Below are 16,196 nucleotides of genomic sequence, written 5' to 3'. Positions count from 1 at the left end.
ATTCAGGAGGGGTATAATGGAAATCAAAGGAATTATTCCAGCAATATTAACGCCTATACATCAAAATCAAACAGTAAATGAAGAGGTTTTACGCCAATTTGTAAATCATCTTATAGATAATGGAGTACATGGAATATTTGCACTTGGTACCAATGGAGAATTTCATTTATTTAATAAGGAAGACAAGATAAAGATTGCTAAAACAATAATCGAAGAAGTAAATGGAAGAGTGCCAGTTATTATAGGTACTGGCGGCAATAGTACAGAAGAATCAATTGAAATGTCGCAAATAATGGAATCATTGGGTGCTGATGCATTATCCATCATTACACCATTCTTTATTAATCCTACACAAGAGGAGTTAAAGGAGCATTTTACAAGAATTGCAGAGTCCACATCTTTGCCAGTACTTCTTTATAATATTCCGGCAAGAACAGGCATGAATATTGAGCCAGAAATAGTAAAAGATCTTGCTGATGTATCTAATATAGCAGGTATTAAAGATAGCAGCGGCAATTTTGACAATATTCAGCAATATATTGAACAAACAAAAGGAAAAGATTTCTCTGTATTTGCAGGCACAGATTCTTTAATACTAGAAACGTTAAAAGCTGGTGGTGCAGGAGCGGTAGCCGCAACTGCTAATTTATTGCCAGATACTGTTGTATCGATATATAACCATTGGAAAAATGGAGAATTAGCAGAAGCAGAAAAAGCCCAAAGCCATTTGCAGCCATTAAGAGATACGTTTAAATATGGAACACTTCCATCTGCTTTAAAAAAAGCAGTGGTTCTCTCAGGAATAGATGTGGGCCCTCCTAAACTACCAGTTAAGGAATTGGCAGGAGAAGGTCTAGAAATAGTGAAAAAAATGGTTTTAGATTATAAAAAATTACATATTTAATAGCTTAATAGGCTAGGAGGAAATGAATATGCAAAATGTATATAGCTTTCAAACAGCAGGACAAATTATCGCAGGAAAAGATTCTATACAAAAACTTACTGATCATTTATATGTAATTGGACAAGAAGTGAAGTCCGCTCTAATTATCTCTCAACCTTCTATTAGCGAATTAGGATTTGTTGAAACAATTAAAAATCAGCTGGAACAAAAAGAAATCCATGTGACGGTGAATTTGGATATCTTACCAGAACCAACTGTTGAAAATATTGAAGAAGTGTTTCAAAAAACATCAGAAACACAATATGATGTGTTAATCGGAATTGGCGGCGGCAGTGTATTAGATACTACTAAAATTCTTTCCGTGTTAATGACAAATGATAAAGAAGTCCGTGACCTGTTGGGAACAAATATGGTAGAAAAGGCTGGAGTGCCAACCATATTAATTCCTACTACATCTGGAACAGGTGCTGAAGTAACGCCAAATGCTATTGTAACAATCCCGGAAGAAGAACTGAAGGTTGGCATAGTGAGCAGATATTTATTGCCTGCAATCGTTCTATTAGATCCGCTTCTTACTGTAGGCTTGCCAAAACCAATCACTGCAGCAACTGGCATGGACGCATTTACACATTCTTTAGAATCTTTTATTTCCAATAAAGCCAATCCATTGAGCGATATGTTTGCATTAGAGTCTATTCGTTTAATCTCTTCTAGTATTGTAGAAGCATATGAGAATGGTTCATCTGTGGAAGCAAGAGAGAAGATGTTGATAGGATCGATGTACGGAGGAATGGCATTAACAAGTGCTGGGACTGCTGCGGTACATGCCTTAGCGTATCCTCTTGGCGGCAAATTTAAAATTCCCCATGGTGTAGCAAACTCTATGCTGCTGCCGCATGTTATGGAATTTAATTTAGATGCTTGTACAGAAAGATTAGCTTTAGTCGCAGAACCAATGGGCCTCGAAGTACGTGAACTATCTGATGAAGAAAAGGCAAAAAAAGTAATTGATAAAATTTCTGAATGGACAAAAACATTAGAAATCCCACAAAACTTAGAAGCATATGGTGTAAAAGATCAAGATATTGCTGAATTAGCCGTATCTGCATCTCAAGTAACAAGACTTTTAAATAATAATCCAAAAGAAGTAAGCATTAGTGAAATGGAAACAATATATCGAAAGTTACTCAGTTAGAAAAAGGTGTTGAAGACATGAAGTTAGCAGTGATTTCTGATGATTTAACAGGTGCTAGTGATTGTGGAGCCCAACTAATTAAATATGGATTAAAAGTGGCGGTTTCTGTTGAAAATAACGAAAAAAAATTTATTGGGGAAGAAACAGTTATTTTTAATACGGATAGTCGTTCTTTATCTAAAGAAGACGCTTATAAAAAGGTGCATCATCTTTCATCTCTGCTAGTAGATGGGGATTTTGATGTGATTTATAAAAAAATCGACAGCACCATGCGTGGAAATATAGGAGCAGAAATGAATGCTCTATATGATGCTTTGCTGCCTGACTTTATCATCATTGCACCAGGATATCCTCAAAATGACAGGAAAGTTTTAGAGGGGATGCATTATTTAAATGGAAGATTACTTCATGAAACCGAAGTAGCAAAAGATCCTAAAACACCTGTAGAAGAATCAAATATTTCCTTATTAATAGAGAAGCAGTCAAATAAAAACGTAGGGCATATAAATAGAGATATATTGCTTCATGGAACCAATGTAATTTGTGAAACTCTTCGCAAGTATAAACGACAAGGGATTAAGTATATTACTGTTGATTCCGTAGAGGAGCAAGATTTTGACCTTTTAGTCGAAGCTTTACATTTGCTGGAGGATAAAATTATCTGGTGCGGTTCATCAGGCTTAATCTCTCATATTCCAAAAATGTTTGGTTTACAAGTAGAAGCATATCATCATGTTTTATTGCCTCAACATAAATTCCCAGCATTATTTGTAGTGGGAAGTGTCAGCAAGATTGGCCGCAAGCAATTAAGCCATTTACTAAAAGATCCAATGATAGAGGGAATTGAATTTAACTCTGTTAACTTGTTTTTAGGAGAAAAGAATGCAGAAGATGAAATCAGGGGAGTAAAAAATCGAGCAATCGCAGCTGTGAGAAAAAAGAAGAATGTCGTTTTATTTTCCTCTGATTTAGTGGAGGAAACACAAAAGATAGGCAAATCAAAAGGGTTGGCCATCGTAGAAATTAGCAATCTTATTTCTCAAACAATCGGTGAAATAGCGGTCCATATAATAAAGGAATGTAAAGTGAAGCGTCTTTTCCTTACAGGAGGAGATACAGCACAGCAAGTATTGGAGCAGCTTGCCATTAAGTATTTTCATTTAATAGATGAAGTAGAAGCTGGAATTCCTATTGGAAAACTAGACGACAGTGACATAATAGCAGTCACAAAAGCTGGAAATTTCGGAAGTGAATATACGATGATTAACGCTTTAAATAGATTAAATGGGAAAATTCCACAACAATTGATTGTAGAGAAATGAAAACGAATACCTCAAGTCTATTAGAGGCAATAAATCGAGGGGAAGATTAAAATGAAGCCAGTTATAGGGATTACAATGGGAGATGCAGCTGGTGTAGGACCAGAAATTATCCTAAAGGCCTTATCAAAGCCCGAAATATATAAAATGTGTAGACCAGTAGTGATTGGCGATTCTTTTATAATAGAGCGCGCAATGAATATATTAGAAGAATCTTTTATACTGAATAAAATTAATTCTGTTAAAGAAGCATCTTTTCAACACGGTATCATTGATCTGGTTGATTTAGGCTTATTAGATGCAGAAGTTGAATTTGGCAAGGTTTCTGCAAAAGCTGGTGCAGCAGCTTTTAAATTTTTGGAAAAAGCGGTTCATTTAGCAAAAGAAAAAGAAATTGATGCCATTTGTACTGCTCCATTAAATAAAGAGGCTTTGCATAAAGGTGGGTATAAATATCCAGGTCATACGGAGATTTTGGCAGAACTAACAGAAACCAAAGATTATTCTATGATGTTATCTTCTCCAAAACTGAAGGTAATACATTTAACTACACATGTGGGCCTTAGAAAAGCTATTGATTTAATAAACCCTGAAAGAACTTATAAGGTAATAGAATTAGCGCATCTAACACTCAGCAATGCTGGTTATGCCAATCCAAGAATAGCAGTATGCGGGATAAATCCGCATGCAGGAGAAAACGGTTTATTTGGAATGGGAGAAGAAGAAGAAAAGTTGCAGCCTGCTATTGAAAAAGCGGTGGATCAAGGCATCAATGTAACAGGTCCACACCCTGCAGATACTGTGTTTTTTCGTGCAGTAAGAGGAGATTTCGATATAGTTGTTGCTTGTTATCATGACCAAGGACATGTGCCTATAAAAGTATTAGGTTTAGAAGAAGGAGTGAATATTACAGTAGGATTAAATGGTGGAATTATCCGAACGTCAGTTGACCACGGAACCGCCTTTGATATTGCTGGCAAAGGCATTGCTGATGAAAGAAGTATGGTTGCCGCTTTAATATCTGCCACTGAACTTGCGCCAAAGGAAGTCAAGAATAATTAAGCAGGAGAAAAGGGGAAGAAAGAAATGATTTTACTCTTTCCCTGCACTACTAAATTCATTTATATTGTTTATTACTAATAATGTGGAAAAGGAGAATGAAGATGAAAGTCGTTTCTACTTCACCTTCGTTTGCTAAATACTCAAACGAACCAATAGAAATTCTGAAAAAGCACCAAATAGAATTTGAATACTTGCCAGCAGATATAACGGAAGAAGACTTTATTCAACATATGCAAGGGGTAGATGCTGCGATTGTTGCGTTTAATACAATCAGCGCAAAAGTATTAGATAGTTTGCCAGATTTAAAGATTGTATGCAAGCATGGTGTGGGTGTAGATAATATTGATGTAAAAGCTGCACAAGATAGAGGGGTTATTGTAACAAATGTTCCTAATGCTAATAAGCATGCAGTAGCAGATTTCGCCTTTGCCCTAATGCTTTCTTTGGCGAGGAAAATCCCAGAATCGAATGAACGGACAAAAAAAGGGGAGTGGCCAAGAATCTTTGGTTCCGATGTATATGGAAAGACACTAGGCATTGTAGGCCTTGGAATGATAGGAAGAGAAGTGGCAAGAAGAGCAAAAGGATTTGATATGCAAATAGTCGCTTATGATCCTTATCCAAATGATGCCTTTGCACAAGAGTATGGAATTGAATATGTAGAATTAGAGGATCTATTAAAGCTTAGCGACTTTATTACACTACATATGCCGTTAACGGAGCAAACAAGAAATTTAATAGATGAAAAAGAATTATCGAACATGAAAAAAGAGGCTTTTCTTGTAAACGCTTCACGGGGAGGTATTGTGTCAGAAGATGCTTTATATACTGCCTTGAAAAATAATGATATTGCAGGAGCTGCATTAGATGTTTTTGAAAATGAACCCGCATACGAACATAAATTATTTGAACTTTCGAATTTTATTGCACTACCACATATAGCTGGATATACAAGTGGCGCTATTAACACTCTAGGAATGGTGTGTGTAGAGAATATTGTCGATGTTTTAATAAATAACAAGACACCGAATCATGTTATTAAATGCTAAAAGGCCTATTTTTGAGTATGAAAAAAACTGCTTAAACTATAATGAAAGAAATTAGGTGAATAATACATGATAGAAAATAAACAGGTAGCTATTAATGGAGAAATAAAACCAGTACGAAAAAGATCGAAAGTGCGTTGGGTAGTTGTCTTTTTGATGTGGTTAGCAATCGCCATAAATTATATTGATCGTACAGTGCTTTCTGCCGCTGCTCCCTTTATAACAAAAGAGTTTAACTTATCGGCAGGACAAATGGGGATTATAATGTCCGGTTTCTTCTGGTCCTATGCATTATTGCAAATACCTGCAGGATGGTTTGCAGATAAATTTGGCCAGAAGAAGGCTTTGGGAATTGCGGTTCTCTGGTGGTCATTGGCCACAGCAGTTACAGGGCTGGCAACTGGATTCAAGTCATTATTAGGTTTTCGTGTAGCATTAGGAGTAGGGGAAGCAGCAGCTTATCCAAGTAATGCAGGGATAGCTTCTAAATGGTTCCCAGATAAAGAAAGAGCAACTGTTTCAAGTATTTTTGACAGCGGTTCCAAATTTGGAGGAGCTATTGCGATGCCGCTGATTGTCTGGTTGATGGCAGCATTTGGATGGAAATGGACATTTGCTATTATTGGATTATTAGGGGTAGCCTGGGGCATTGTGTGGTTTTTATTTTATAGAGACAATCCAGAAGATCATAAAGGAGTAAACAAGGAAGAGCTTCACTATATTCGCTCAGGTCAAACAAGAAAAGATGGCCTTACCAATGTTCAGCCTATGAAATGGTACCAACTTCTAAAATATCGTAATATTTGGGCAATGTGTTTAGGATTTTTCTTTATTAATTATAATTCTTATTTCTTTATTACATGGCTGCCGACCTATTTAGTTCAAGAAAGAGGGATGAACCTAATCGAAATGGGCTTTATTGCATCCTTGCCACTTCTCGTTGCAATGGTAGTGGAAGTGATTGCAGGGTGGTCATCTGATAAAGTTGTCTCTAGTGGCAAACTCTCGTTGACAGCAACTAGAAAGCTATTTTTAATTATTGGATTATTAATGGCTTCTTGCATTGGTTTTGCCGCATTCGCAGAGTCAGCTGTTTTAGCTGTTATATTATTATGTGTAGCTAAATCAGGAACAACGGTTGCTGCTTCACAAGTCTGGGCGCTTCCTTCTGATGTGGCACCTAAAAATATGACTTCTGTTGTAGCAGGTATGCAAAATACTGTCTCTAACATGGGTGGAGTGGTAGGACCAATTATTACAGGATTTATCGTAGGAGCTACAGGTTCTTTTGTTCCTGCCCTTTTATTCTCCGCAGGGTTGATTGTTTTAGGAATATTCAACTATTTATTCTTGTTAGGCAAGGTAAAACCAATTGATGCCTAATTGAAACAAGAGAAAAAGACGTCCATGCATCGATCTAATTCTGGATTGATGCATGGCTATTTGTTTGAACTCTGACAGGTGGTTATCATGATTTGTCTTTTCCTCATAGCAGGTATTAACAAAGTCTGCGAAACTTCACGTTATCTAAATTTATCCGGTATTAACGGGCAGTAAAACCCTCACCTCAAGAGGATGAGAAGAAACGAGAAATCTAGGTGGGTAGAAACTAGTCCGTAAAGACCCGATTGGTTCAACTAACAATCAGTGGGGATGGAGAAAACCCCCACTGATTGAAGTTTCACTTTATTATTTTGCCTATTTAATAAAGTAATCCCCTGTATATGTAAAAGGCTATTTGTATCCTTGCTTTAGCTAGCGGAACCTCGTTATTCCTTTCTTTTACGCTCCTTATATTCTAAATACTGACTAGCCAATACTTCTCCTACAATAAAAAAAGAAGCCAAGGAAGTATAATCTACTCCACTGCTTGTAGGTACGGAAGTAGTAGTGGCATATAAATTATATGGAGTCATTTGTGCTAATGTATTATTTTTCATATTAGTAATCGATATAAATGGAACTCCTTTTGCCACAAGTTTTTGTGTTTTTGGCACTAATGTAGGAGTATCTCCAGATAAAGAAATGATGATCAGTAAATCATTAGGTTTCAGATCAGGAAGAATAACTTCGAATTTTGTTTCATCGTGAATAATCGTTAAATAGCGATGCTGCACAATAAAGGCTCTTTGCAGTTCATGAGCCGCATTTAATTGGGCAGATCCAGTGCCGTAGACAAAGATTCTTTCTGAACGATCAATCAACTCGCACATTTCATTAAAATTTTTATCCTGCAAATGTTTTAACGTGGCTTCTAAATCATTGGATAGTGTGCCTATATAGCTTTGATTTACTTCTTCCTCTTCATCCTCCCATTTTAGGAAAACACGGAATTCACTATAGCCGCTAAAATTTAACTTTTGTGCTAAGCGCAGAACAGAGGAGCGTGAAACATTACATTTTTTTGCTAGGTCATTTATATTGAGCTTATAGCAAGTACTGCGGTTATTTAATATGTATTTTAAAATATGAAAGTCATTTTCATGAAATTGATTGTAGTTTTTATTAATTAACTCTTCTAACTTCACATCTTTTTCCTCCCCAATGTCTATTTCTTTATTTTAATATAAAAATGGAAGGAGGAAAAAGTAAATATACATACATCCATCTAAAGATGAGAAGTTAGATTCTACTATATGAATTTGAAGGTACTGAAAAAGCTAAATTAATGGATAGGACTATTTGAAAGATGGCTTTTGATGAATAAAATAGTCAATTTTCGGAGGCTTACCATTCGCTTTCCGGGGGGCGAGCGCCGAGCCGCTTCGTCGCTTTGCTCCTGCAGGGTCTCGCCTGTCTCGCTAATCCCCCAGGAGTCGAATGGACACCTCCTCAAACAATAGATGGTTTTCTTTAATGTTTATTTCCATTGCCTGCAAATATAAAAAATAGTAAGTTTTTCAGGCGACCCTATCAATTGGAATAGAAGTCTTTTAATTTAAAACTTGTTCTAATTCCTGTTGTTCTTTTTTTAGTGTTGGCCAGAAGTCTTTATTCGCTTCGATTAAATCGTCTAATATAGACTTAGCTACAGAAGCACTTGGAACGGTTTTAGAAAGGGTCATCGCTTGCCATAATTTTTGGTAAGATCCTTCTTCCCAAGCTTCTACAACTAGCTTTTCAACCGATACTTGCTGTTCCATCAATCCTTTTTGGAATTGAGGGATTTTTCCTATGGATAAAGGTTCAGGTCCATTTGATCCTACAATACAAGGAATTTCAACCATTCCTGTCGGATCAAAATTCTCAATGGCTCCGTTGTTTTCTACAATTAACAGCATTCGTTCATGTGTGTTATAGGCAATAGCTCTTGCAAGGTCGACTATATAGGAAGCATGCATATCTACATGAAGTGCACTGCCTTCTGTTGATTGGTTGACAACGATTTTTTCACATTCTCCAAAAACAAATTTTTCTCTTCCATCCATTACTTCATTGGCGCGAGTATATTCTTTGTTAGAATGCCCTACGATATAATCTGGGAACAGATAATATTGCAAATAGGTGTTTGGCAAGGTGTTAGGATCTAGGGCGAATACATCTCTAGCTTTTGTAAAGGTGTCATTCCAAGTTGCTTCTGTATGCTGTCTGTCGCCGCTTGTCACAACATATCCGTTTTTGACTACATGTTCTTTAATTTTTGGCATAAGGTCATTTCCTGCTTTATCCCGAATATCTGTCCACCAGCCAAAATGATTTAATCCATAATAGCGAACCACTAATTCTTTGCGAGAGGCTAATCCAAGTGTTTCTGCCATTCTTCTTTCAATACTGACAGGCATATCACAAATATTCAGCACTTTAGAGTTAGGGCGCAGTTTTCTGCATGCTTCTGCCACAATGGCAGCTGGATTAGAATAATTCAGCATCCATGCGTCTGGCGAATATTTTTCCATATAGTCGATAATCTCAAAAACACCGCCGATAGAACGCATTCCATATGCCATGCCGCCTGGTCCACATGTTTCTTGACCAACCACTCCGTATTTTAATGGAATCTTTTCATCCAAAGCACGCATGGCATATTTTCCAACTCGAATGTGGGCCATAACAAAGTCTACATCGGTAAATGCTTCTTCAGGATCCACTGTTGCCACAAATTCAATTTCCGGTGCTCTTTCCTTTACGATAATTTCACAGGCACCAGCAATCTTTTCCTGTCTATCTTTATCATTGTCATAAAACTTTAATGTTCTAAGGGGAAATTTATCTAGATTATCCAGCAGCATTAATACAATCCCCGGTGTAAATGTACTGCCTCCACCTGCAATAACAACAGAAAACTTTTTCATTATTTTTTCCTCCCTATTATGTGATACCTCATTTATAACATAGCAACTATACCTCCTCAATGAGTTTGGAAGCGTTTGCCCCTAATCGCAGTTTTTGTTCTTTTTCACATAGCATAAGATTTTTCCCAGGCAGCATTTTCTTTCGATTCTTAAAGAAATCTATAGGCAAGGCTCTTTTCTCAAAGATTGTTGTTTTTGCTTATGAATGAAGCCCGTTGATTTCCGCTACAGACACTTGCTTTCCGCGGGGAGGAATGGGAGCCTCCTCGGCTTTGCCTGTGGGGTCTCCCACTTCCCTCACTTCCCGCAGGAGTCAAGTGTCCTCCGCTCCAATCAACTCAGGATGTTAAACTTCGTTTCATGTCAAAAAGCAACAAACCTTACGAAAACAGCCATAGGCAAAAAGGCGGAAAGCAATTGCTCTCCGCCTCTTTGTTATATACGATTAATTAGCTTGTTTAAGCAATATTTCAAACTGTTCTTTTACTTGAGGAACAGATAAACCTACAATAATCTGCACCGCTTTTCCATTGCGGACTACTCCGTGTGCACCAGCCAACTGAAACGCACTATCAGGATGAAGTTTGCTTTCATCTTTTACGCTGACCCTCAATCTTGTTGCACAATTCATAACATCCTCAATATTTTCCGATCCGCCTAAAGCCTCTAAAAAGCTCATTGCTTTGTCAGAAAAAGCAGAGTCTTTGCTAGAAGAAACTTTTTTCTCTCCTTGTTTCTCTTTAAAGTCCTTTTTCGTATATAATTTTGTTTCCGATCCGCTTTCCAGCTCCCGACCAGGAGTACCGATGTTTAATTTTAGAATCAATGTTCGGAAAACCATAAAATAGATAAAAGTAAAAGTTAAACCAATTCCCCATTGAATGAGGTAAGTCGATCCATGTGAGGAGAATAACGGTATCCAGTTATTGCTTGCCATTTCAATGAATCCGCCTGTCATTAATCCAGTAACGCCAAATGCATACATGGTAGCTGACATAGTAGCAGCGAGCAAAGCATGCACCCCAAATAATAATGGAGAAATAAATAAGAACGTAAATTCAAGAGGCTCTGTAATGCCTGCGACAACAGCGGTTAACGTTGCTGGTATTAATAGAGACGCCACCAATTTTTTCTTTTCCGGTCTTGCTGTTGCATAAAGTGCCCATGCAATTCCCGGCATTGCGAATATTTTGGCATTTCCATACATTGCAAAGCCACCTTCAGGGAACAGCGCCCTTAAGGATTGGGTGGAAGCTGCGAATTGTGTCAAATGCTCAATCCAGTAAATTTTAATGCCACCTTCAATAATGGCAGGTCCATAAAGGAAAGGAGTCCAGATAAAATGATGCAAGCCAGTAGGCAATAAAATACGCTCCAAGAATGTATACAACCAAACACCTACAACACCTGCACCCCCTAAAAACGCCTGCAAAGACGAGATGCCATTTTGGACCATTGGCCAAAAATAGGAAGTGGCGATGGCTAAAGGAATCATCAGAAAAAAGCTGATAATAACAACATAAGAAGTACCTTGGAAAATGCCCAGCCATTCCGGCAGTTTTTTATCAAAATAGCGATTATGAATAAATACAACAATAGAAGAAATAACAATGGCACCAATAATATTCGTATCAAGTGTTTTAATTCCCGCTATCATAGTCAAACCTGTGCCAGATCCAACCTCTGCCGAAAAGTCTACACCGAATGGGCCTCCCCATACAGTTAAAATAGCATTAATAAAATAATTAAACGTTAAATACGTGATCAATGCTTCCATACAAGCTCGCGCATGCGCCTTCTTTGCCAGTGCAATCGGTATACCAATCGCAAACAGCAATGGCATCTGCCTTAAAACCGCCCATGCACCTTCACCAATAATAAACCAGCATTGATACCACAGACTTTCTGGATCTGCCAGCGAACCCATAATCAATGGATTTTTAAAAAGAATAGTTAACCCAATAACCACCCCAGCAAAAGGAAAAAGCAGTACAGGCACATATAAGGCCCCGCCAAAACGTTGAACTTTTTGCATCATCGCTAAAAAACCTCCTCATTAATCTACTAAAAATAATATACTTATTAATTGCTAACGCTTTCACGTTTTAATAGTAGCCTATTCTTTTCCCCTTGAATATACGAAACCCGCAAAATGCACGTAATCACTGTTTTTGTGTTTTTTCACATGGGGTAAGAATTTTCTCATAGGAAAAATCAAAAATAGCTTTGATTTTATTTGCGTTGTAGTATTTTATTCAAAATCCTACAATAATAAAATAAATAGGTATTTTCTAGAGAAAGTACAAGAATATTTGAAATAAATAGGAGATTAAAGAGGAATCATGATTTTATATAGTGGCAAAGCTTTATTTGATAGTTGCTGATGGTTGTATCATGGCAAAGGTAAGGGAGTTGTTAGCAAATTAGCAGGGGTAGTATATTAAGAAGTTATCTTTTGGCTTTTTGTAATTAGAGAGAATACAAGGAAACAATAAAATTAATTTTTCGCTCTTAGTTAGAAAAACACAGTGATGTTTACTAAAAAATTCTATAGAATATATCCAATATATCAATAGGTCTTGAGCTTCCTCCATCCTAGGGATATTATTTTCTTTGAAAATAATAAATAAAATATGAAAGAGATCGTCTTGAAAATCAAGAAATTTTATTATGTAATACAAATAGTGATAGATATAATAATTTCTTAGAACTTGGAAAAAATAGACGGGTCTAAGGGGGATGGAACAACCGATGAATAATCATAGTATTAAGCGAATTTGGGATATAGCTTAAAATTTCATTTTGGTATACATAAATGCTACAAATGGCTAGTTCTTTTTTCAAGGGGAAGTTTGAAAGAGTTAAAACTCATATACATATGTATTCAAAATAATATAACTAGAGTATGATAGTTATTAGAATATATAATTAAATAAGATAACAAATCAAACTGATATCAATTATACTTATAAAAAGGAAAAGGTTAGGAGGTGAATTCTTCTTTTGAGTGTTAAAATTTCTTATCTTAAAAAAATATTTCTAATTTTTTTAATGATTTTACTTTTATCTACAGGATGCCAAAATAAGAAGCAACATCAAATTAGCAGTACCTATTTTGGTATGCATATACAAAACCCTAATAACTATTCATTGCATTCAAATACTATGGGTAATTTAGGATATGGTTCAGTACGTTTTTGGGACACAGGTACTAAATGGTTAAATTTAGAGCCGCAAAAAGGGAAATACGATTTTAAAAAGTTAGATCAGCTAGTATCTGCAGCGTTAGATAATAATCAGGAAATCTTATTAACCTTAGGGCAACCACCAAGCTGGGCTACAGGAAACAAATCTATTTCGGAATATGGAGATAATTATAATTCAATACCTCCTGCGAATATAGAGGATTGGAGGAAGTATGTAAAAACTGTAGGGGAACGTTATAAAGGGAAGATTACTGCTTATGAAATTTGGAATGAGGTTAATATAAAAGGGTTTTATTCAGGCTCCATTGAAGAGTTGGTTACTTTAACAAAAGAAGCTAATTATATATTAAAAAAAATTGATCCTAATATTATAATAGTTAGTCCGGGGATGGCTAATGGAATGGAAGGAGTACATTTTTTAGAGGCATATTTAAAAGCGGGTGGAATACAATTTGTAGATGCTATCTCTGTACATCTGTATGTAAATCCATATCCACCTGAAGAAATGATTCCTTTAATAAAAAATTATAGACAAGTAGTTGATGAAACATCTTCAAAACAAATGCCAATTTGGAATACGGAATTTACTTGGGTAAATTTTACTATGGATAAGGAAATAAACAATTCGACTATAATGCCAGATGAACTAGCATCTTCATATTTAGCAAGAGCATTATTAATTGGGATTGGTATGGAGATTGAAAGAAATTACTTTTATGGTCTAGATTACTCCACATCAAAAATTCAGTTAGTTGATTTATTAAATCAAAAATCGATAAAATTACCTGGAGTTGCCTATAGAAATGTTAGTTCTTGGTTAATTGGTGCATCGATAAGAAATTTTTCACATAAAGAAGGGTATTATTTACTTAATATTAAACTAAAAGATGGAAAAAAAGGAATAATTGCATGGGCGGAAAAATCAGAAAAGAAAATTAAGCTTCCACCGGGTTTTTCAGAAGGAAATTATTTCTCCACTATAGGTGAAATAAATACTTACTCAGGTGGAGAAATTTATTTAACAAATATGCCAGTTTTAGTCTATAAGGATTAATAATTAGTTTTAATGATTATAAAAAGTGCAGGCTTTTCTTATAAACCTGCACTTTTGGTTGTTATTGTATTGACTTTGTTTTTTAAGTTAAATAAATATGGATTAAACAATAATCCCATAAAATAAAAAGCATACCAAGAAGATTGAGTATAAACAAGATTAGATTGTGTTAATCCCGAGATAAGGAAAAATATAAAAACCATTTGAATTGTCATTAAATGGTTATATTTTTCCTTATCTGAGACGTTTTCCTTAATCAGCTTACTTAATCGTATATAAATTAAAACTAAGAAAAGTAAATATGTGCAAAGGCCAAAAACACCAAAATTTATTAAGACTTTTAAATAAGAATTGTGGGCATCGAAGCCATTAGCAGAATAAGTATTAAATTCTACATCTTTATCAATATAAAAGCCAAACAGAACAAAAAATGGGTGCTCGGCCTCCTTAAAATGCGTTATCTCAGCTTCCCAGATTCCACTTCTGCCTTGTGTATTACTTAGTGAAAAAATATCCTGGGTAGATAATTTTATTTCGAGAGCATCATCTGGTTTAAAATAGTTATCATAAATAGAATAACCAGAAATAAGTCCGACTACAGAAAGCCCAATTAATATGCGTGTTAAACTTTTATTCAATTTTCTCCTAGTGTACTTGGTAAGCTCTATAATAATCATGATATAAAAAATACCTAGAATAATTAAAAACATTCGAGAATTGGCTTCTAATATTAAAAATGGAGCTAAACCAAAAATATATATTCCAACAAGAAATTTTAGAATTTTTGATTGAGCATGAAATAAAGTGTTTCTAAAAAAGATTATGGATAATACAATTGCAATTGCTAAATCAGTTTTATAAAAGTATGGACCTACAAATGTTAGCGCATTTCCCCATAAAACATAACCTTTTCCAAATAAAGCTAATAATATTATTGTTATAACTGGAATAATGTATGAACTTTCTATTAACTTTGTTGTTTTATTGGGAGTTTTATTAAACTGTGCAGCAAAAAATATTAGTAATGCCGAACCAATTTTTAATAATATTGACAATGTTGAATAATCCACTTTAGCAAAGAAGGACCTAAGAATAAATAATGAAAAAGTGAGCATAATAAAAGAAGTGATATTAAGTTTTATATTGTGCATTCTCTGTAAAAGAAACAAAAATAGCAAACATATTAGGAGCAAATCAAGTACTTTATATTGCCATAACATATCAAATATAGGTTTCAAGAAAAATAAAAAGTTAATCAAAATATTCCCCCTTAAAATATCAATTACCATTGTTATAATAATATGTTTATATTATATTGTCATCATAAAGTTGAATTTAAAAAAATAAAAGAGGAAGATTTTGTTTGAATTATATAACGATGTCATTGTGTCTCTGATTAACTATGAGAGTAATGTTATTCCTTTTTATAAAAAGGTTTTTTGAGATAAATATAATGATGGATGAATAAACAAAGAAGCTGAAAATTTGATAGATATTTCATTTTCATATATTGCCTAGAATTGATGATGGCCTAAGTTCAATAGAAAATAGTTTAGAAGATAGCAAAAAAGGTAGTAGAAGAAAATAATTATTAAGCTACCTCTCATCACTGTAATACTAAATACGATACCGATAGATATATTACAGAGTTAAATAAAGTTTTACAGAAGAAGAGGTGCGATTATTCATTCTGCTAAGATCACAAGTAAGAATATACGGGGAAACGTTAAAAGACCATCAAAAAAGAAAAGTCTAATGTTGAATTATACCAATTAGTTGTTTGTAGAATTTTTGTTTTCATCTGTGCCAAGATTGTAGAAAAAATTATTATATAATATGCAAATAAAAGGCGTTATTGCATAATTGTCTATCCAGCAAGAAAAAGATAATAAAAGACCAAAATATTTATAAAGAAATGTCACGGTCAATTAAAAGAAAGAATTTTCTAGGGACACTTTAATGATAATCCTGAAGGATTTGTTTTACATCTAAATTATCTATTAGCGAAATCTCTATTGATGAATTTCACTCTAGAATATGTTTCGTCAATATTTAAAACATTTCTAATGTACCTTTATTCAAGTTATTCACCATATTTTGTAAGTAAAGTTGAATGTT

Annotated in this window: 11 protein-coding genes; 7 read left to right on the top strand and 4 right to left on the bottom strand. The window is 34.9% G+C overall.

What is annotated here, in order from left to right; all coding sequences use genetic code 11:
* Positions 1-16: 16 nt before the first annotated feature.
* The 6 genes from dapA to CWS01_RS10280 all read left to right on the top strand — a co-directional run bounded on the left by dapA (position 17) and on the right by CWS01_RS10280 (position 6,909).
* Entirely contained in the window at positions 17-904 is an 888-nt protein-coding gene (gene dapA, locus CWS01_RS10305) for a 4-hydroxy-tetrahydrodipicolinate synthase (protein WP_101177114.1), read from the top strand.
* 28 nt (positions 905-932) lie between these two features.
* Complete coding sequence (locus CWS01_RS10300; protein WP_101177113.1) at positions 933-2,099, top strand: iron-containing alcohol dehydrogenase; 1,167 nt, start codon at positions 933-935, stop codon at positions 2,097-2,099.
* 17 nt (positions 2,100-2,116) lie between these two features.
* Positions 2,117-3,421 carry a four-carbon acid sugar kinase family protein gene (locus CWS01_RS10295; RefSeq protein WP_101177112.1) on the top strand — a complete coding sequence of 435 codons (1,305 nt, stop codon included), beginning with the start codon at positions 2,117-2,119 and terminating at the stop codon, positions 3,419-3,421.
* A gap of 51 nt (positions 3,422-3,472) precedes the next feature.
* Complete coding sequence (pdxA, locus tag CWS01_RS10290) at positions 3,473-4,480, top strand: 4-hydroxythreonine-4-phosphate dehydrogenase PdxA (RefSeq protein WP_101177111.1); 1,008 nt, start codon at positions 3,473-3,475, stop codon at positions 4,478-4,480.
* 101 nt (positions 4,481-4,581) lie between these two features.
* The gene (locus tag CWS01_RS10285; protein WP_101177110.1) at positions 4,582-5,529 is read left to right on the top strand and encodes a phosphoglycerate dehydrogenase; all 948 of its coding nucleotides are present in this window, start codon (positions 4,582-4,584) and stop codon (positions 5,527-5,529) included.
* Between the two features lie 66 nt (positions 5,530-5,595).
* Positions 5,596-6,909: an MFS transporter gene (locus CWS01_RS10280; RefSeq protein ID WP_157827623.1), complete on the top strand. Its 1,314-nt coding sequence runs from the start codon at positions 5,596-5,598 to the stop codon at positions 6,907-6,909.
* A 386-nt stretch (positions 6,910-7,295) separates the two neighbouring features.
* Here the strand turns inward: CWS01_RS10280 and CWS01_RS10270 are convergent, their stop codons facing one another.
* The 3 genes from CWS01_RS10270 to CWS01_RS10260 all read right to left on the bottom strand — a co-directional run bounded on the left by CWS01_RS10270 (position 7,296) and on the right by CWS01_RS10260 (position 11,856).
* On the bottom strand, positions 7,296-8,054 hold the full coding sequence (locus tag CWS01_RS10270) for a MurR/RpiR family transcriptional regulator (protein ID WP_101177109.1): 759 nt from the start codon (positions 8,052-8,054) through the stop codon (positions 7,296-7,298).
* A gap of 405 nt (positions 8,055-8,459) precedes the next feature.
* Positions 8,460-9,818: a 6-phospho-alpha-glucosidase gene (locus CWS01_RS10265; RefSeq protein WP_101177108.1), complete on the bottom strand. Its 1,359-nt coding sequence runs from the start codon at positions 9,816-9,818 to the stop codon at positions 8,460-8,462.
* Between the two features lie 445 nt (positions 9,819-10,263).
* Positions 10,264-11,856: an alpha-glucoside-specific PTS transporter subunit IIBC gene (locus tag CWS01_RS10260; protein WP_101177107.1), complete on the bottom strand. Its 1,593-nt coding sequence runs from the start codon at positions 11,854-11,856 to the stop codon at positions 10,264-10,266.
* Between the two features lie 965 nt (positions 11,857-12,821).
* Between CWS01_RS10260 and CWS01_RS10255 the strand changes: the two genes are divergently transcribed.
* Positions 12,822-14,078, top strand: coding sequence for a GH39 family glycosyl hydrolase (locus CWS01_RS10255; protein WP_101177106.1), 1,257 nt, complete (start codon positions 12,822-12,824; stop codon positions 14,076-14,078).
* Between the two features lie 38 nt (positions 14,079-14,116).
* Here the strand turns inward: CWS01_RS10255 and CWS01_RS10250 are convergent, their stop codons facing one another.
* The gene (locus CWS01_RS10250; RefSeq protein ID WP_101177105.1) at positions 14,117-15,337 is read right to left on the bottom strand and encodes an O-antigen ligase family protein; all 1,221 of its coding nucleotides are present in this window, start codon (positions 15,335-15,337) and stop codon (positions 14,117-14,119) included.
* Positions 15,338-16,196: the final 859 nt, after the last annotated feature.

The organism is Niallia nealsonii, assembly GCF_002835805.1.
Classification (GTDB): domain Bacteria; phylum Bacillota; class Bacilli; order Bacillales; family Cytobacillaceae; genus Niallia; species Niallia nealsonii.
This window is presented reverse-complemented; position numbering and strand designations above follow the sequence as displayed.

Coding starts and splice junctions, on each gene's coding strand:
- dapA (WP_101177114.1), top strand. CDS start 17: ATGGAAATCAAAGGAATTATTCCAGCAATATTAACGCCTATACATCAA.
- CWS01_RS10300 (WP_101177113.1), top strand. CDS start 933: ATGCAAAATGTATATAGCTTTCAAACAGCAGGACAAATTATCGCAGGA.
- CWS01_RS10295 (WP_101177112.1), top strand. CDS start 2,117: ATGAAGTTAGCAGTGATTTCTGATGATTTAACAGGTGCTAGTGATTGT.
- pdxA (WP_101177111.1), top strand. CDS start 3,473: ATGAAGCCAGTTATAGGGATTACAATGGGAGATGCAGCTGGTGTAGGA.
- CWS01_RS10285 (WP_101177110.1), top strand. CDS start 4,582: ATGAAAGTCGTTTCTACTTCACCTTCGTTTGCTAAATACTCAAACGAA.
- CWS01_RS10280 (WP_157827623.1), top strand. CDS start 5,596: ATGATAGAAAATAAACAGGTAGCTATTAATGGAGAAATAAAACCAGTA.
- CWS01_RS10265 (WP_101177108.1), bottom strand. CDS start 9,818: ATGAAAAAGTTTTCTGTTGTTATTGCAGGTGGAGGCAGTACATTTACA.
- CWS01_RS10260 (WP_101177107.1), bottom strand. CDS start 11,856: ATGATGCAAAAAGTTCAACGTTTTGGCGGGGCCTTATATGTGCCTGTA.